Below are 16,527 nucleotides of genomic sequence, written 5' to 3' on the forward strand. Positions count from 1 at the left end.
CCCGCCCCGTGGCCGGGTCGGTGGCCTGCTTGCCCCGGCGGCCGGTGATGATGAACGCCTCGCTGGGCCCGGCGACCTTGTAACGCGTGACGACGACGAGGCCGAGCAGGACCACGAGGACGACGATGCCCACCACAGCGGTGAGGACAGGGCTCATGAAGAAACCCCCTTCGATCAGAATGAGAAGGACAGAACGTGGCGCCCGGTCAGCGTTCGACCGGGCGGACGGAGACGGACGTCGGTGAGAGCACGGACTCCACCCACACCTCGGTGCCCCGCGTGACGGCAGTCGCGGCCTTCGCCGCGTACTTCACCGGCTGGCCCGCGAGGTACAGCAGCACCTCGCCGTAGCCGCCCACGGGGATCGCCGTCACCACCGACCCGCTCGTACCGGTCAGGTCCTCGCCGCGCGGTGCGGGCGTGACGCCGTCGCGGAGCAGCGCCCGGCTGAGCCGCCAGGTCCCCCACCCCACGACGCCCCCCCGCGACCACACCCGCACCGGTGGCGACCCCCGCCCCCGTACCGACGGCGCCCATCGTGATCGCGCCCGTGAATCCGAGCGCGGACACGAACCCGGCGACCACAGGCAACGACAGAAACCCGTCAAGCCCCGCGCCGATCGAGTCGAGGACCCCCTCCAACACCCCGTCGAAGACCAGCGCCAGGACGAGCAGCACAAGACCCGCGATGCCGAGACCAAGAAACCAGCCCATGTACGCCACCTGCCCCGTGCCTTGCGTCTCCCGTTGTTCAAGGATGGTTTCACGGAACAGCACATGTGTTCACTGCCGGATTCCGGCAGTCTTTATGCGCTCTTAATGCCGTCCGCACGCGTCCGTGAACTCGGCTACGAGGGCGGCGAGGCGCACGGGTGACTCCTCCGGCAGGAGATGCCCGCAGCCGTCGAGAACGCGCAGGACGGTGCCGAGCCGCTGCTCGGCCGCAGGGCCCAGGCTCGCCGGGGGTAGGAAGGGGTCGTGCGATCCCGCCACCACCAGGCTCGGAACGCTTCGGGCGGGCGCCAGGGCGGCGGACGAGAGGGGTGCGGGAGCGAGGCTGGTGTGACAGGAGCTGCCCACCAGTGCCATCCATCGGCTGAGTTCGTCCGGTACGGGTGCGCCGGGCGAGGACATGTGTCGCAGAAGTCGCTCGGCCCGCGGTACAGAGGGGCGGAGCAGCCACGGCACCGTCGCGCCCAGCGCGGAGGCATCGACGCGCAGCCGCACCAGTCCTGCCGTCGACACGAGCACGCGCCCCGCGATCAGACCGGAGCCGGAGGCGAGGGCGATCGCCCCGCCGAGCGAATGGCCCACGACCACGGCGGGATCGGGCGTCACGCGTGTCAGGGTCTCGGTGAGCCACCGCCCGTACCAGTCCATACGGTGCCGGCGCGGGCGCTCGCCGGAGCTGAGGCCGGGCTGCCCCGGCACGTCGAGGACGATCAGGGGCGCGACCCGCGACAGCGCTTGTGCGAAGCCCAGGGAGACGGCCGCGTTCATGTTCGTCCCGGGTATCAGGACGATCGTCGCTCGCCCTGCCCCTACCTCTGTACCGGGTTCGGTCCGGACCACGTTCGTCGGGCCGGCGGACGTCTCGACCTGCCTTCTGCTGTGAGGGACCGGCCAGGTGGCGAGGGCCGCCTCGCACCAGTCCCGAACCCGTACGTGCGCGGCCCGGCTGCGATAGATCGACGACGGCATGGCCGCATCGTAGGCGTCAGCTTGCTGCCCCGGCACCGAAAGGCCCAGGTAGGGTGACGGCCGTTCTTGATGTGTTGCTGACGCGTCGCCGGCACGAGAGACATGGCGTATCCGCTGGAGAGGGGCGTGGGAACCGTGGTCACTGTCGCACGGCGCCGTGCGCGCTCGTTCTTCTCGGCGCATCCCGCCCGGACCGTCGTCCTCGCCTTCGGCGGAGTCGTGGTGGTCGGCACGGTCCTGTTGATGCTGCCGCTCGCGACAGAGGACGGTGGCGCCCCCAGCGCGCTGACCGCGCTGTTCACCTCGACCTCGGCCGTGTGCGTGACGGGGCTCGCGGTCGTGGACACCGGCACGTACTGGAGCGGCTTCGGCGAGGGCGTGATCCTCGCCCTGATCCAGGTCGGCGGCTTCGGCATCATGACCATGGCCTCGCTTCTCGCCCTGCTCGTCTCGGGTCGGCTCCGCCTGCGGATGCAGCTGACGGCTCAGGCCGAGACGAAGAGCCTGGGAATCGGGGACGTACGCCGTGTCCTGCTCGGTGTCGCCGGTACCACGCTGATGGTCGAGCTCGCCGTGGGTGCCTTCCTGGCGCTGCGGTTCCGCTTCGGATATGGCAACGGGACCGGCGATGCCGCCTATCTCGGCTTCTTCCACGCCGTGTCCGCGTTCAACAACGCGGGCTTCGGCCTGCACGCCGACAGCCTCACCCGCTACGCCCAGGACCCGTGGGTCACCCTGCCGATCGCCGTCGCCGTCATCCTGGGCGGCATCGGCTTCCCGGTCCTGCTGGAGATGCTGCGCCACCGTAACCGCGCCCGCACCACCGGCCGGAAGAACTGGACCCTGCACACCAGACTCACCGTCATCACCACCGTGGTGCTCCTGGTCGTCGGCACGGTACTCACGGGGCTGCTGGAGTGGACCAACCCGGCCACGCTCGGCGCGCATGACGTCTGGGGCAAGTTCCTCAACAGCTTCTTCTACTCGGCGATGAGCCGCACCGCGGGCTTCAACTCCCTCGACATCGGCGCCCTGCACGCCTCCACCCTCCTGATGACGTGCATGCTCATGTTCATCGGCGGCGGTAGCGCGGGGACCGCCGGCGGCATCAAGGTCACCACGTTCGCCGTCCTGGCCGCCGCGATCCTCGCCGAGGTGCGCGGCGAGCCGAACTCCGTAGTGCTCGGCCGCCGCCTCGCGCCGCATGTGCTGCGTCAGGCCCTGACGGTGGCGCTTCTCGGAGTGGGGCTGGTCATGAGTGCCACGCTCGCCCTGCTCTCGGTAAGCAAGGCGTCGTTCGAAGCCGTGCTGTTCGAGGTCGTGTCCGCCTTCGCGACCGTGGGCCTGTCCACCGGCATCACCGCCGACCTGCCCGCCGCCGGACAGCTCATCCTCGTCGTCCTGATGTTCATCGGACGCATCGGCCCCATCACCCTGGTCTCCGCGCTCGCGCTGCGCGAACGCACGCGACGGTACGAACTGCCCGAGGAGCGACCCGTCATTGGCTAACTACCTCCACAACCTCCGCAAGCGCCGCCGTCAATGGCTAACCGGCCAGCACCGGCCCACGGGCGACCAGCGCGTCGCCGTCATCGGCCTCGGGCGCTTCGGCAGCTCCCTGGCCAACGAGCTGATGCGCCGGGGCTGGGACGTCCTGGGCATCGACACCGACGCCCGCCTCGTCCAGAAGTACAGCGACAGCCTCACCCACGCCGCCGCCGCGGACTGCACCGACCCCGACGTCCTGAACCAGCTCGGCGTCCACGACTTCTCCAGCGCCGTCGTCGGCATCGGCAGCGACATCGAGGCGAGCATCCTCATCAGCTCCAACCTCCTCGAAGCCGGCGTCCCCAACATCTGGGCCAAGGCCATCAGCCGCCAGCACGGCAAGATCCTCGAACGCCTCGGCGTGCACCACGTCGTCCTGCCCGAGCACGAGATGGGCGAGCGCGTCGCCCACCTCGTCACCGGCCGCATGCTCGACTTCATCGAGTTCGACGACGACTACGCCCTCGTCAAGACCGTCGCCCCCAAGGCCGCCACCGGACAGCCCCTCGGTCAGTCCAGGGTGCGCAGCAAGTACGGCGTCACCGTCGTCGGCATCAAGCGCCCCGGCGAGGACTTCACCTACGCCACCGCCGACACGGTCGTCGAAAAGGGCGACATCATCGTCGTCACCGGCAAGACCGGAGCCGTCGAGACCTTCACCGACCTGCCCTGACCACTAGGATCAGGCCATTGGTGAGCCGGGAAGTCTGGTCGGCACGGTCTTCCGCCTGCCCTGGAGCCCCAGCCATGCCCCTCACTCTTGTCGTGCTCGCCCTGTGGGCGCTCGCCTTCCTCACCCTCAACACCGTCGTCAGCGTCCGCGTCTGGCGGATCCGTCGGCTACCACGCCGGCGACGGGCCCTGCCCGGGCTGCTGCTGTGCGCCGGGCTCGCGGCCAGTCTCAGCCGAGCCACCGGAACCACCATCGCCGCCGAGACACTCGCCTTCCCCCTCTACGTCGCCACGGCGGCGATCGGCATGTTCGAGCTCCGTCGCCACCGGGCGCGTTCCTCCCGCCTCGATGATTCCGGGGCTCTCACGTGAGCCCCTGGGCGAGCTGGACCCTGCTGATCGGCGGTGCGGTGCTGCTTCTGGCGCCGAGCATCGCCGTCCTCCTGGGCTGGAGGCCGAGCTACCTTGCCCGGCCGGGCGCGCCCACCCACCTGCTCGGCGCCGCGGGCGTCGTGCTGTACGGGGCGGCGCTGACCAGCGAGGTGCCACGGTTGGCAGAGGCACCGAGTGGCGTATTGAAAGCGTGCTCCTACATCACTCTGGGGCTGATCGGGTGCGCGATCGTCCTCGTGGCCCTCTACGACTTCCTGGCAGAGCCGTCACGACGGAGACGCCGCTGATGTGCCGGACGGCTGGTCGTCACGGCGAGCCTCCGGACAGGCCCCGGTCCGTCAGCGCCGCGTCCTGGCGGATACCGCTACGGCAGCGGTGAACGCGAGCGCCAGCGCGCCGATCCCGCACAGCGGAGACTGCAGCTGAGGCAGCAGGTACATCACGCTCCCGGCGGCTGTGAGCACCGAGCCGCCGGCCAGAAGCGGGGCGGACGGTCCGGTTTGCGGTTCGCGTCGCACGGGCCACGGCATACGGCTCTCTCCTTCGGTCGAGGCAAGCGTACGGAGCTGTGGTCACGCCTGCCGGACGTCGCCAAGCCACGCACCACGGCAAGCGTGTCGCAGCTCTCAGGCGCTCGGATGCCGCGCGTCGTACCGTTCCTGCCAGGTGTCGATCAGGGCGGCCATTTCCCTCTGCATGAAGGCGTAGAAGTCCTCCATCTCGTCGAGCCGCCGTCCGGCGGTGCTTTCCCGCCCCGCCGCCTTGATGCCCTCGGCCGCAGCGTCCCCCATGGTGGCCAGGAGCACGTTCTGGCTGCCCATCAGAGTGGCCCAGGCGTGCTCACGGAACCGGTAGTGGTCCCGGCGGCTGCCCGGGGCGGGGGCGCGTTCGATGATGCCGGTAGGGATGAGCTGCTTGACGGCGCCGGAGACCGCGCCCGAGCTGATCTGCAGGACCTCGCAGAGGTCCGAGGCCGTCATGGTGTCGTCCTGGCTGAACAGCAGCGCGGTCATCACGCGGGCCGTGGTCTTCTGCATCCCGCCCTGAGCGAGGGTGAGCGCGAGCTTCTCGGCCGCTTCGCGCAGCCGTACGTCCTTCTCGTCCATGGTTCCTCCTTGACGCCGCCGCACCTCAGCATAGTCAGTTCTCGCAACACTCAGACTGTTTACAGATCTCTGAACACTCGATACGTTCTGAGTTATGGAGAACGTGATCGAGCTCCACGAGCTCACCAAGCGATACGGCGCCCGACGGGGACTGGCCGGTCTGACGCTCCAAGTGCGGACGGGTGAGGTCTTCGGCTTCCTCGGCCCCAACGGTGCGGGCAAGTCGACGACCATTCGCCTCCTGCTTGACCTGATCCGGCCCACCAGCGGCACCGCCACGGTGCTCGGGTTGTCACCACGCGCCCAGGGGATGGAACTTCGGGCCAGGATGGGATACCTGGCGGGCGATTTCGTCTGTGATGGGCGCCAGAACGTCCGCGGGTACCTCCGCTTCCTCGGCGCGCTGCGGGGCGGTGTGCCACAGCAGCACATCGACGACCTCGCCGACCGGCTCGGCCTGGACCAGAACACCCGGATCCGGAAGCTGTCCAAAGGCAACCGTCAGAAGGTCGGCCTCGTCCAGGCGTTCATGCACCGGCCCGAGCTGCTCGTCCTGGACGAGCCGACCTCAGGGCTCGACCCCCTGGTGCAGCAGACCTTCCTGGACCTGGTCAGCGAGACGGCGGCGGCCGGACGGACGGTCTTCATGTCCAGCCATGTGATGAGCGAGGTCGACGCGGTCGCCGACCGCGTCGGCATCATCCGTGACGGGCGCCTCGTCGCCCTCGACACCGTGGCCCACCTGCGGGCCGGAGCCGTCAGAGACGTCGACGTCACCTTCGAGACACCGGTGCCTCCGCACGCGTTCGCCGACCTGCCCGGTGCCGACCGGCTACGCCTCGACGCCACCTGCACCACCCTCAGCGGTCAGGTGATCGGCAGCCCCGACGCCCTGATCAAGGCTCTCGCCGGTTACCCGGTGACCGGCCTTCGCGCCACCGAGCCCGCCCTTGAGGAGGTCTTCCACTCCTACTACTCCGGTGCGGAGGCGGCTCCCCGAACATCTCCCTCCACCGCGGCCTGAGGCATCCGCGCGACACCGGAAAGGCCCACCATGAACACCGCCGTCTTCGCCAAGTCCCTCTCCGACAACCGCCGCGCACTCGCCGGCTGGGCGCTCGGCACCGCGGCCGTCGGCATGACCTACGCGAGCACCTACCCCTCCCAACGGGACAACACCGCGAGCCTCCCCGAGGCGCTCCGTGAGGCGCTGCACATCGACGCCACAGCCGCCGGATACCTGCATGCCAGCGTCTTCGGCGTCATCCTGCCGCTGCTCGCCATGATCTACGGGGTCTCCACCGGCTCCCGCACCCTCGCCGGCGACGAGGAGGCCGGCCGGCTCGACCTGCTCCTGGCCCATCCCGTGACCCGCACCAGCCTCGCTCTGCAGCGTTTCGCCGCGCTGACCGTGGGAGCGGGCGCGATCTCACTCCTCGTCTGGCTGGCCATGCTGGCCATCCGCGACAGCGCCGGGCTCACCAGCGTCACCCCCGCCGAGTTCCTCGCCCAATGTGTCAACCTGGCACTTCTCGCCATCACCTTCGGCGCCCTCTCCCTCGGCCTCGGCGCCGCCGTCGGCCGCAGGGCCGTCGCCCTGGCCACAACCGCGATCATCGGTGTGCTCTCGTACACCGCCCACGCGCTCGCCGGTCAGATCGGCGCGGACTGGCTGGCCTACACGTCCCCGTTCCACTACTACATCGGCGGTGAACCGTTGAAGAACGGCTTCCAGTTGGGTGACATTGCGGTCCTCGCAGTCACCGCCTTCGTTGTCCTGGCCGTAGGCGTCATGCGCTTCAACCGCCGGGACGTCGGCTGATCCGGCGGGCCAGCGGTCGCCAGGTGCTCGGTCACGGCGCAGGGTGCACGGCCATGGCTGCTGGGCGTGACGCGGGTGGCCCGTCTTCCTCTGCGGGCGGAGTGGGTGTGGCGCCCAGAACGGCTGTGAGGACCAACGCAAGCAGCGCGATGACGGACAGCACGACGGCGGCCACGACGCGAGGGCTGCGGCGAGCGGATCGGGCGGCCTTGGGTCGCTCGGGTGTCTCCGGGAACTGCTGGTTCAGCGCGTCGATCAGGGTGGCCAGGGCGGGGTCGTCGCGGGTGAGGCCCCGCTCGATTTCGCCGAGGATCCGCTGGTCGTCGGTGGAGTAACTCATGGTGACCGCCTTGATGCGGACAAGAGCCGTGGACAGACGTAGCTGCCGCGTCCCTTCTCTTCAGAGTGTGCCCGTCCTGTTCCGTGCCCGCCCTTTCGGGGTCACAGCGGTTGGTCGGGCCAGCCGAGGAGGCGGGCGCCGACGACAGCGGTCTGGAGCGTGTAGCGCTGGACAGGGTCGCCGGGGTCGGCGCCGGTCAGGCGGTGGATGCGGTCGAGGCGGTAGGTCATGGCGCGGACGCTGAGGTTGAGGCGGCGGGCCGCCTGGGCGGTGACGCAGCCGGTGTCGAAGTACGCCGTGAGGGTGTCCAGGAGGGGCTTCGCGCCTCCTCGTGCCTGTTGCAGCGGGCCGAGGACGGTGTGGACCAGGTCGGCCATGGCCTGCCGGTCGCGGGTGAGGACCGGGTAGACGAGGAGGTCGGCGGCGTGCAGGACCGGCTCGTCGAGGTTCATGCGAGCGGCGAGGTCCAGGGCGTTGAGGGCTTCCTCGTAGGAGTGGACGACGCCGCCCGCGCCCGGGTGCGAGCGGCCGATCGCCACCTGGCCGCCGTCCGTGGCGGCGTGCGCCTGCTTGGCGAAGTGGGCGAGCACGGCGGGTTCGTCCGCCGGGGCGACGCAGATCAGCCGGCCGTCCTTGGTGGTGAGCAGGATGCGGCGGTTGCCGAAGCGGGCGGTGAGCGAGGACTCGACGGCACGGGTGACCTCGTAGCCGTCGCTGTACGGTTCCCGTCCCTGGGCGACGGCCACCGCGTGGGCGTGGGACAGGAGCAGCCCGAAGCGTTCGGCGCGCTCGGCCAGCCTGCCGAGATCGCTCCGGCCGTACAGGAGGTCGTCGATGAACTCCCGCCGGGCGGCCTCTTCCTGGCGCATCGCCAGGTGCTGTGCCCGCTCGTGTCCCTCGGCGAAGGCGTCGACGGCCTGTTCCACGGCGGACAGGAGGTGGTCGGCGGCTGCCCTCGGCAGCCCGGGGTGTACCCGCTGTGCGGCGGAGAGGTGGGCCCGGATGAGGTCCCGCAGCCCGATGCCGGCTTCGGCGGCCCGCTCTCCGAGGGAGCGGAGGGCCGCGCGCTCCTCCGGAGTGAGCCTGCGGCGGGTCTCGCACAGGCCCGTAAGGATCTCGGCGTACCCCTCCAGGTACCCCTCGACCCGTTCCCTCTCCGCCACGGTCCCTCCCCGTTCCTGACGCGCGGGGACCAAGACTGACATGCCGACCGCCGGGGTTCGCAACCGGCATCAGGAAGACGTCAAAGACTGCATGGTTACGGCAATGCCAAGGCGGCGATTCTGTTGCAGGATGGCTCCACGGGGAGGCATGGGCGCGGGCCTGGTGCCGGAAGACGGAAACCGCGATGTGCACGGGGAGAGGGCCATGGGGGAGTTCCTGAGCGCCGCCTTCGGGTTCCCCTCGCTGTCGTTCAGCGCGGCCCTGGTCGCCGTGGCGGTGTTCTGGCTGCTCGTCCTGTTCGGGGCGGTGGAACGGAAGGGCTTCGACGGCGACGTGGACGCGGAGAGGCTGCGTCTCGGCCGGGTCCCCGTCTCGGTGGCGGCCTCCGTGTTCGTCGTCGCCGGCTGGGCCATGAGCGTCACCGGATCCGTACTCCTCGGCCTTTCCGATGTGCCCCGCCCGCTGTCCGCTCTGCTCTCGCTCGCCCTGCTGGTGCTTGCTCCCGTCGCCTCATGGTGGGCGACACGGCGCCTCGTGGGGCCGCTTGCGAAGTTGTTCCCCGACGAACCCGGGCCGTCCCGGCAGGACGCCGCAGGTCCGGCGGGGCCGCCCGAACGCGACCGAGCCGCCGCCTTCGGGCAGCACCGTGCCGCTGTGCGCACACCCCGACGCAGGTAGCCGTCGCTCCGGGAGTGCCCGCCGTCCGCTGCCCGCTCTTCCACAACGCCGCCCGTACGTGCGGCTCCCCCTTCTTCCATCGACACGGGGTTTCTCATGGATGCCATCACCGTGGGCATCGGCGTGCTCGTCGCCGTTGTCCTGCTCATCGTTCTCACGCTGCTCTTCGTGGTCAGCCGGCTGTTCCGCAAGGTGGAACAGGGCAAGGCGCTGATCGTCTCGAAGATGAGGAAGGTCGACGTCACCTTCACCGGGCAGGTGGTCCTGCCCGTCCTGCACAAGGCCGAGGTCATGGACATCTCGGTGAAGACGATCGAGATCTCCCGGACCGGCAGGGACGGCCTGATCTGCCGCGACAACATCCGCGCCGACATCCGGATCTCGTTCTTCGTCCGGGTCAACAAGACGGTCGAGGACGTCATCAAGGTCGCGCAGGCTATCGGCACCGCCCGCGCCAGCGACAAGGAGACGCTGCAGGAGCTGTTCAACGCCAAGTTCTCCGAGGCGCTCAAGACGGTCGGCAAGCAGCTCGACTTCACCGATCTGTACACCAAGCGCGAGGAACTGCGGTTCCGGATCATCGAGATCATCGGCATCGACCTCAACGGCTACAGCCTGGAGGACGCGGCCATCGACTACCTGGAGCAGACCCCGCTCACCCAGCTCGACCCCGGCAACATCCTCGACGCCCAGGGCATCCGCAAGATCACGGAACTGACCGCCGTCGAGAACGTCCGCACGAACGAGTTCCGCCAGCACGAGCAGAAGGAGATCACCCGGCAGAACGTCGACGCCCGCGAGGCGATCCTGGAGCTGGAGCGGCGCCAGGCCGACGCGGAGATCAAGCAGAAGCGGGAGATCGACACCGTACGGGCCCGGGAGGAGGCCGAGACGGCGCGGGTGGTGGAGGAGGAGCGGCTGCGGGCCCAGAGCGCCTTCCTCAGGACGGAGGAGCAGCTCGGCATCCAGCGGGAGAACCAGGCCCGTGAGGTCGCTGTCGCCCAGAAGAACCGCGAGCGGGTCATCGCCGTCGAGAACGAGCGGATCGAGAAGGACCGTCTCCTCGAAGTCATCGCCCGGGACCGGGAGACCGAACTGACCCGCATCTCCGCCGAGAAGGAGGTGGAGTCGGAGCGCCGGGACATCGCCGAGGTGATCCGCGAGCGGATCGCGGTGGACCGTACGGTCGCCGAGCAGGAGGAGTCCATCAAGCGGCTCCGTACGGTCGAGGAGGCCGAGCGCACCCGGCAGGCCGTCGTCATCGCGGCGGAGGCGGAGGCGCAGGAGAGGCTGGTCAAGGACATCAAGGCGGCGGAGGCGGCCGAGCAGGCGGCCGTGCACCGGGCCGCCGAGGAGCTGACCCTGGCCGAGGCCCGCAACAAGGCCGCCGACATGGACGCCCGCGCCAAGATCCGCCTCGCCGAGGGCGTTCAGGCCGAGGCCGCGGCAGAAGGCCTCGCGGCGGTGCAGGTCCGGGAGAAGCAGGCCGACGCGATCGAGAAGACCGGCCGCGCCGAGGCCGAGGCCACAGAGGCACGGCTGCGTGCCGAGGCGGTCGGTACACGAGAGAAGGCGCTGGCCGAGGCGACCGCGATCGGCGAGAAGCTCAAGGCCGAAGCGGCCGGTCTCACTGAGAAGGCGGCGGCGATGGCCGCGCTCGACGAGGCCTCCCGTGGCCACGAGGAGTACCGGCTCCGTCTGGAGGCGGAGAAGGCCATCCGGCTCGCCGGCCTTGAGGTGCAGCGGCAGGTCGCCGAGGCGCAGGCCACCGTCCTCGCCACCGGCCTGGAGAACGCCGACATCAACATCGTCGGCGGAGAGTCCGTCTTCCTCGACCGTCTCGTGCAGTCGATCGCGCTCGGGAAGTCCGTCGACGGGTTCATGGACCACTCCCGGACCGCGCAGGCGCTGGCCGGTCCGTGGTTGAACAGCGAGGGTTCCTTCACCGAGGACCTGACCAAGGTACTCGGCTCGCTGTCCACGGGTGACGTGCAGAACCTGAGCGTCTCGGCACTGCTCGCAAAGGTCATGAAGTCCGGCGTGCTCGACGCGCACGCGCCCGGCCAGGCCACCACCGCCCCGGCCGAGACCGCCGCGCTGAACGGCGCGGTCACGAACTGACCGCCCCGGGGGGGGAGCGGTCACAGCGGGTCCGGTGCCGGCATACGGGGGTTGTCGGCGCCGGACCCGCATCCATCACGGGACAAGGAGCGGATCTGCATGAGCACCGGAATCGACCAGGACACGTACGCGGTGCTGCGCGACCGTCTTTCGACGCAGGCGGCCGAGCTGGCCAGGCGTGCCGAGGCGCTCAACAGCGCCCGTACAGCCGCCTTCGGTGCCGGTGGACTGTCTCTCACCGGCACCGACAGCGTCCGCACCGAGCGCGCCGGCGTACTGCTGGACATCGCCGCCGTCGGGGACGACGTCCTGTTGTTCGGCTGCCACCAGGCCTCCCCGGGGAGCGCCGAGCCGTCGGTCGCCGACGTCTTCAAGCTGCACGACCGCGACCTGAACCCGCTGCCCGAGGGCGCGGTGCCCGGACTCCTCGACGACCCCGGCTTCGTACGGGAGTTCTCGGCGCTGCACCGGTACTTCCGAGGCACGCGCCTGCTCCGGCTGAGGCGCGTGGAGGGCCGGCTCCTCGCCGTCTTCCGGACCGGGCAGAAGGCCGACGACATCCGCGTCCTGCGCTGGTCGATCGGGCAGTCCGGCGAGACGCGGTTCCTCGACGCCCAGGGAGAACGCGACCACGTCGTCCCTCCCTCGCACGACGTCGACTGGGTGGAGACGACCCGCGGTGACCATGTCCAAGGGCGGCACCCGCACATCTCGCTCGACGGCCGCCTCTTCGTCTCCACGGTCGGCGGAACGCTCACGGTCAAGACGGAGAACGACGCCGAGACGGCCGAGGGCGTGTACGCCGAGCCGGTCGACGAACCGCTCCAGGCGCTGGCCGACGCCGAGGTCGCGTACGCGGCCGTGGGCGCCCTGATCCTGGTGCGCGTCCGCCCGTACAAGGAGGAGGCCGTCCGCCACCTCGTCTTCAACGCCCTGACCGGGAGCGTGGTCAGGCTCGACGGACTCGCTCAGGCGTGTCTGCGATTGCCCGGCGACGAGGGGGTCGTGTTCCCCGGTGGCTACTGCCTGGCCTCCGGCGAGGTGCGGACCTTCGATACCGACACTTCGGGACTGGTCTTCGACCGGCTGATCCGTTCGCCCAACGGTGAGGATCTCCTCTTCGCCTTCCACACCCGGCCGGAGCGTCGCGGTCTTCTCCTGCCGTACAACCTGATCCGGAAGGAGATCACCCGTCCCGTCTCCTGCCGCGGATACGCGCTGCTCGACGACGGGACGATGGTCGTGCTGCGCGACGAGACCGGCGAGCCCGGCCGGGTCCACCCCGTGCAGATCTGGCGGACTCCGTACGTCTCCGACACGCACGTGACCCCTGCGGTGGACGGCCCGCTGGCCCGCATCGGCAACGCGGATCTCGTCCGCGGGGTCGCCGACTGCCTGTCGATCGCCCGTCAGGCCACCGAGCTGACCCCCGCCGGCGAGGTCTACGAGGCACTCGTCGCCGCGTGTGTGCGCGCGGGCGACGTCCACCACTGGCTGGGAGACCCGGAGACAGGCGACCTGCGCACCCCGCTGACCGAACTCCGGGCCACCGCCGCGCAGGTCCTCGACGAGTTCGAGACCGTGACCACGCTCACCCGACAGGCGGCGGAGGCTTTCGCGGAGGCCGCCCAGCAGGTCGGCCGACTGGTACGGCGCATCCGGGGCGAGGCGCCCGCCACCGCCGAGGAGTGGATCTCCCGGATCACCGAACTCCGCCGGGCACAGGGCCACCTGGTGACCCTCAAGGACATGCGGTACGCCGACACGGCAGGCATCGACACCCTCGCCGGGGACGTCGAGGCCGACATCGCCTCGGCCGCCCAGCGAGCCGTCGCCTTCCTCCAGCGCGAGGACGCCTTCACCGCACACCACGCCGAGGCGGAGCGGCTCGCGACGGAGGCCGGCGCCGTCACCACCGTGGCGGGCACGGGCCCGGTCGCCGGCATGATCGACACGCACACCACCGGCCTGCGGACCCTCAGCGAGATCATCGCCGGACTCGACATCGGCGACGCCACCGTCCGCACCTCGGTCCTGGAACGGATCGCCGACGTCCTGGGCGTGCTGAACCGCGTCCGGGCCCTCCTCGCCGCCCGTCGCGCCGAACTCCTCGACCAGGAGGGCCGGGCGGAGTTCACCGCCGAGTTCGCCCTGCTCGGTCAGGCCGTCACGGGAGCCCTGGCCGCCGCGGACACCCCGGACCGCTGCGACGACCAGCTCGGCCGGCTGCTCCTCCAGCTGGAGAACCTGGAGTCGCGGTTCGCCGAGCACGACGGCTTCCTCGGTGAGATCGCCGACAAACGGGCCGAGATGTACGACGCCTTCACCACGCGCAGACAGTCCCTCCAGGACACCCGCGCCCGCCGCGCCGAGCGCCTCGCGGCATCGGCCGGCCGCGTTCTGGAAGCGATCGCCCGCCGCGCCGCGACCCTGGCCGATCTGGACGAGGTGAACACGTACTTCGCCTCCGACCCCATGGTCGCCAAGGTCCGGCGCACCGGCGCCGAGTTGAGGGAACTCGGCGACGAGACACGGGCGGAGGAACTGGAGGGCCGCCTCGGCGCCGCCCGGCAGGAAGCCGGACGGGCGCTGCGGGACCGTACCGACCTGTTCTCCGACGGCGGCGCCACGATCCGGCTCGGCCGGCACCGCTTCGCCGTCAACCGGCAGCCCCCCGAAGTCACCCTCGTGCCGCACGAGGACGCCCTCGCCCTCGCCCTCACCGGCACCGACTACCGCGTGCCGGTCACCGACCCGGCGTTCGCCGAGACCCGCCCCTTCTGGGACCGGACCCTGCCCTCCGAATCGCCGGACGTCTACCGGTCCGAATATTTGGCCGCACGCCTCCTGGCCGAGCACGGCCCCGGCAGCCTGGCGGGCGAGGACCTGTCCGCACTCGCGCGACGTGCCGCCGAGGCCGCGTACGACGAGGGGTACGAGCGCGGCGTCCACGATCACGACACGGCGGCGATCCTGGAGGCCGTCCTCCGTCTGCACGAACGGATCGGACTGCTCAGGTACCCGGCCCCTGCGCGAGCGACCGCCCAGCTCTTCTGGGCCCACGCCGCCACCGCCGACGCCCGCGAGCAGTGGACCCGCCGGGCCGACGCCCTGACCCGGGCACGCGACCTCTTCGGCGCGGAGTCTGCCCTCGACGGCCTGCGGAACGAGCTGGCCGAGGAGATCGGCAACCAGACTGCCGCCTCGTACCTGATCGAGGAACTCACCACCGCACCGGCGGGCTTCGCCGTCTCGGACGCCGCACGAACCCTGCTCGACAAGTTCCGCCGCGCCGTCGGCACCTCCGCCTACGACGACGCCCTCGCCTCCCTCACGGGACCGCGCGCGCGGCGCCAGCTCGTCGAGGCATGGCTCACCTCCTACGCGTCGGCGTCCGGAGAACGGTTCGACGAAGGCGTACTGGCCGAGGCCGTCGCGGTCGAACTCTGCCCGGACCTCGACCGCTACGACATCGCCGCCCCCACCACGGAGACGGTCACCGGACTCCTGGGCAGCCACCCCCGCGTGGAGGGACGCGCGCTGGAGCTGCGCCTCGACGAGTTCCTGACCAGGACGCGGGATTTCGCCGCCACCGACGTGCCGGCCTTCCGCGCGTACCAGGAGCGCAGGGCCCGGCTTGTCGCCACCGAGCGCGACCGGCTCCGCCTTGACGAGTACCGGCCCCGGGTCGTGTCGTCCTTCGTCCGCAACCGGCTCGTCGACGAGGTCTACCTCCCCCTCATCGGCGACAACCTCGCCAAACAGCTCGGCGCGGCCGGAGACGCCAAGCGGAGCGACTCCCAGGGCCTGCTGCTGCTCCTCTCCCCGCCCGGCTACGGCAAGACCACGCTGATCGAGTACGTCGCCGACCGCCTCGGCCTGCTCCTGGTCAAGGTCGACGGGCCTGCTCTCGGGCAGCGGACCGTCTCCCTCGACCCCGATGAGGCACCCGACGCCACCGCCCGCCGGGAACTGGAGAAGATCGACTTCGCGCTGACCGCGGCCGGCAACGTCCTGCTGTATGTCGACGACATCCAGCACACCTCGCCGGAGTTCCTGCAGAAATTCATCCCGCTCTGCGACGCCACACGGACCCTGAACGGCCACGACCTGCGCGGCAAGCGCTTCGCCGTCTGCATGGCGGGAAACCCGTACACCGAGTCGGGACAGGCCTTCCGCGTCCCGGACATGCTCGCCAACCGGGCCGACGTGTGGAACCTCGGCGACGTACTGACGGGCAAAGAGGATGCCTTCGCGTTCAGCTTCGTCGAGAACGCCCTCACCTCCCACCCCGTCCTCGCCCCCCTCGCCGGACGCGACCGCACCGACCTGGAGCTCCTGACCCGGCTGGCGGCCGACGACCCGACCGCGCGCCGCGACCGGCTCACTCACCCCTACGCCCCGGCCGAACTCGACCGGATCCTCTCCGTCCTCCGCCACCTCCTCGCCGTCCGCGAGACGGTCCTCGCCGTCAACGAGGCCTACGTCGCCTCCGCCGCCTCCGCCGACGCGGCCCGCACCGAACCGCCCTTCCGGCTCCAGGGCTCGTACCGCACCATGAACAAGATCACGGCCCGTATCTCACCCGCCATGAACGACGCCGAACTCGCCGCCGTCGTCGACGACCACTACACCGCCGAGGCCCAGACCCTCACCACCGAAGCCGAGGCCAACCTACTCAAGCTCGCCGGGCTCCGCGGCGTCCTCACCCCGGCACAGGCCGCCCGCTGGACCGAGATCACCGCCGCCCACAACCGCACCCGGGCCCTCGGCGACTCCACCGACGACCCCCTCGTCCGGGCGGTCGCCGCCCTCGGCCTGCTCGCCGACCGCATCACCGCCGTCGAGACCGCGATCACCCGCGCGACGGACCCGCGCCACCTCCTCGCCCGCCCCGCCGGGCGGCACGCAGCATGCGCCGACGCCGACGCCGTACCTGCTTCCGACCACCACCACCGGCTCTGACGAGGGAAGGGAGGAGA

At 70.6% G+C, this 16,527-nt stretch carries 13 protein-coding genes and 2 pseudogenes; 9 read left to right on the forward strand and 6 right to left on the reverse strand.

Going from position 1 to position 16,527, the window contains the following annotated elements; translation table 11 throughout:
- The 3 genes and pseudogenes from SGA01_RS42125 to SGA01_RS18300 all read right to left on the reverse strand — a co-directional run.
- Positions 1-157, reverse strand: a pseudogene (locus SGA01_RS42125) (flotillin family protein); the annotation flags it as partial.
- A 49-nt stretch (positions 158-206) separates the two neighbouring features.
- A pseudogene (locus SGA01_RS18295) lies at positions 207-714 on the reverse strand (NfeD C-terminal domain-containing protein).
- 102 nt (positions 715-816) lie between these two features.
- Positions 817-1,701, reverse strand: coding sequence for an alpha/beta fold hydrolase (locus tag SGA01_RS18300; protein ID WP_141297553.1), 885 nt, complete (start codon positions 1,699-1,701; stop codon positions 817-819).
- Between the two features lie 135 nt (positions 1,702-1,836).
- Here SGA01_RS18300 and SGA01_RS18305 point away from each other — a divergent pair, with 135 nt between their 5' ends.
- From SGA01_RS18305 to SGA01_RS18320, 4 genes are all read left to right on the forward strand, one after another.
- Entirely contained in the window at positions 1,837-3,210 is a 1,374-nt protein-coding gene (locus tag SGA01_RS18305; RefSeq protein ID WP_229918454.1) for a TrkH family potassium uptake protein, read from the forward strand.
- Positions 3,203-3,922, forward strand: a complete 720-nt coding sequence (locus tag SGA01_RS18310; RefSeq protein ID WP_141297555.1) for a potassium channel family protein — start codon at positions 3,203-3,205, stop codon at positions 3,920-3,922. The genes SGA01_RS18305 and SGA01_RS18310 overlap by 8 nt, the downstream gene beginning before the upstream one ends.
- A gap of 74 nt (positions 3,923-3,996) precedes the next feature.
- Positions 3,997-4,293, forward strand: a complete 297-nt coding sequence (locus SGA01_RS18315) for a hypothetical protein (protein ID WP_141297556.1) — start codon at positions 3,997-3,999, stop codon at positions 4,291-4,293.
- Positions 4,290-4,601 (forward strand): hypothetical protein, encoded by a 312-nt coding sequence (locus tag SGA01_RS18320; protein ID WP_141297557.1) that lies wholly within the window; start codon positions 4,290-4,292, stop codon positions 4,599-4,601. The genes SGA01_RS18315 and SGA01_RS18320 overlap by 4 nt, the downstream gene beginning before the upstream one ends.
- A gap of 339 nt (positions 4,602-4,940) precedes the next feature.
- Here the strand turns inward: SGA01_RS18320 and SGA01_RS18325 are convergent, their stop codons facing one another.
- Positions 4,941-5,420: a GbsR/MarR family transcriptional regulator gene (locus tag SGA01_RS18325; RefSeq protein WP_141297558.1), complete on the reverse strand. Its 480-nt coding sequence runs from the start codon at positions 5,418-5,420 to the stop codon at positions 4,941-4,943.
- A gap of 94 nt (positions 5,421-5,514) precedes the next feature.
- Here SGA01_RS18325 and SGA01_RS18330 point away from each other — a divergent pair, with 94 nt between their 5' ends.
- On the forward strand, positions 5,515-6,444 hold the full coding sequence (locus SGA01_RS18330) for an ABC transporter ATP-binding protein (protein ID WP_141297559.1): 930 nt from the start codon (positions 5,515-5,517) through the stop codon (positions 6,442-6,444).
- Positions 6,445-6,474: 30 nt separating this feature from the next.
- Positions 6,475-7,242, forward strand: a complete 768-nt coding sequence (locus SGA01_RS18335; protein ID WP_141297560.1) for an ABC transporter permease — start codon at positions 6,475-6,477, stop codon at positions 7,240-7,242.
- Positions 7,243-7,273: 31 nt separating this feature from the next.
- On the opposite strand, the gene SGA01_RS18340 is transcribed toward SGA01_RS18335, so the two are convergent.
- Positions 7,274-7,582: a DUF3040 domain-containing protein gene (locus SGA01_RS18340; RefSeq protein WP_141297561.1), complete on the reverse strand. Its 309-nt coding sequence runs from the start codon at positions 7,580-7,582 to the stop codon at positions 7,274-7,276.
- Between the two features lie 101 nt (positions 7,583-7,683).
- Positions 7,684-8,745 (reverse strand): PucR family transcriptional regulator, encoded by a 1,062-nt coding sequence (locus SGA01_RS18345; protein ID WP_229918453.1) that lies wholly within the window; start codon positions 8,743-8,745, stop codon positions 7,684-7,686.
- A 205-nt stretch (positions 8,746-8,950) separates the two neighbouring features.
- Here SGA01_RS18345 and SGA01_RS18350 point away from each other — a divergent pair, with 205 nt between their 5' ends.
- The 3 genes from SGA01_RS18350 (at position 8,951) to SGA01_RS18360 (ending at position 16,510) form a co-directional block, all read left to right on the forward strand.
- Positions 8,951-9,424 carry a hypothetical protein gene (locus SGA01_RS18350; protein WP_141297563.1) on the forward strand — a complete coding sequence of 158 codons (474 nt, stop codon included), beginning with the start codon at positions 8,951-8,953 and terminating at the stop codon, positions 9,422-9,424.
- 96 nt (positions 9,425-9,520) lie between these two features.
- Positions 9,521-11,545: a flotillin family protein gene (locus SGA01_RS18355; protein ID WP_141297564.1), complete on the forward strand. Its 2,025-nt coding sequence runs from the start codon at positions 9,521-9,523 to the stop codon at positions 11,543-11,545.
- A gap of 99 nt (positions 11,546-11,644) precedes the next feature.
- Entirely contained in the window at positions 11,645-16,510 is a 4,866-nt protein-coding gene (locus SGA01_RS18360) for a DNA repair ATPase (RefSeq protein ID WP_141297565.1), read from the forward strand.
- Positions 16,511-16,527 lie beyond the last annotated feature (17 nt).

The sequence above is a fragment of the Streptomyces gardneri genome (genome assembly GCF_006539185.1).
Classification (GTDB): Bacteria; Actinomycetota; Actinomycetes; order Streptomycetales; family Streptomycetaceae; genus Streptomyces; species Streptomyces gardneri.

Coding starts and splice junctions, on each gene's coding strand:
- SGA01_RS18340 (WP_141297561.1), bottom strand. CDS start 7,582: ATGAGTTACTCCACCGACGACCAGCGGATCCTCGGCGAAATCGAGCGG.
- SGA01_RS18330 (WP_141297559.1), top strand. CDS start 5,515: ATGGAGAACGTGATCGAGCTCCACGAGCTCACCAAGCGATACGGCGCC.
- SGA01_RS18315 (WP_141297556.1), top strand. CDS start 3,997: ATGCCCCTCACTCTTGTCGTGCTCGCCCTGTGGGCGCTCGCCTTCCTC.
- SGA01_RS18325 (WP_141297558.1), bottom strand. CDS start 5,420: ATGGACGAGAAGGACGTACGGCTGCGCGAAGCGGCCGAGAAGCTCGCG.
- SGA01_RS18360 (WP_141297565.1), top strand. CDS start 11,645: ATGAGCACCGGAATCGACCAGGACACGTACGCGGTGCTGCGCGACCGT.
- SGA01_RS18300 (WP_141297553.1), bottom strand. CDS start 1,701: ATGCCGTCGTCGATCTATCGCAGCCGGGCCGCGCACGTACGGGTTCGG.
- SGA01_RS18350 (WP_141297563.1), top strand. CDS start 8,951: ATGGGGGAGTTCCTGAGCGCCGCCTTCGGGTTCCCCTCGCTGTCGTTC.
- SGA01_RS18355 (WP_141297564.1), top strand. CDS start 9,521: ATGGATGCCATCACCGTGGGCATCGGCGTGCTCGTCGCCGTTGTCCTG.
- SGA01_RS18335 (WP_141297560.1), top strand. CDS start 6,475: ATGAACACCGCCGTCTTCGCCAAGTCCCTCTCCGACAACCGCCGCGCA.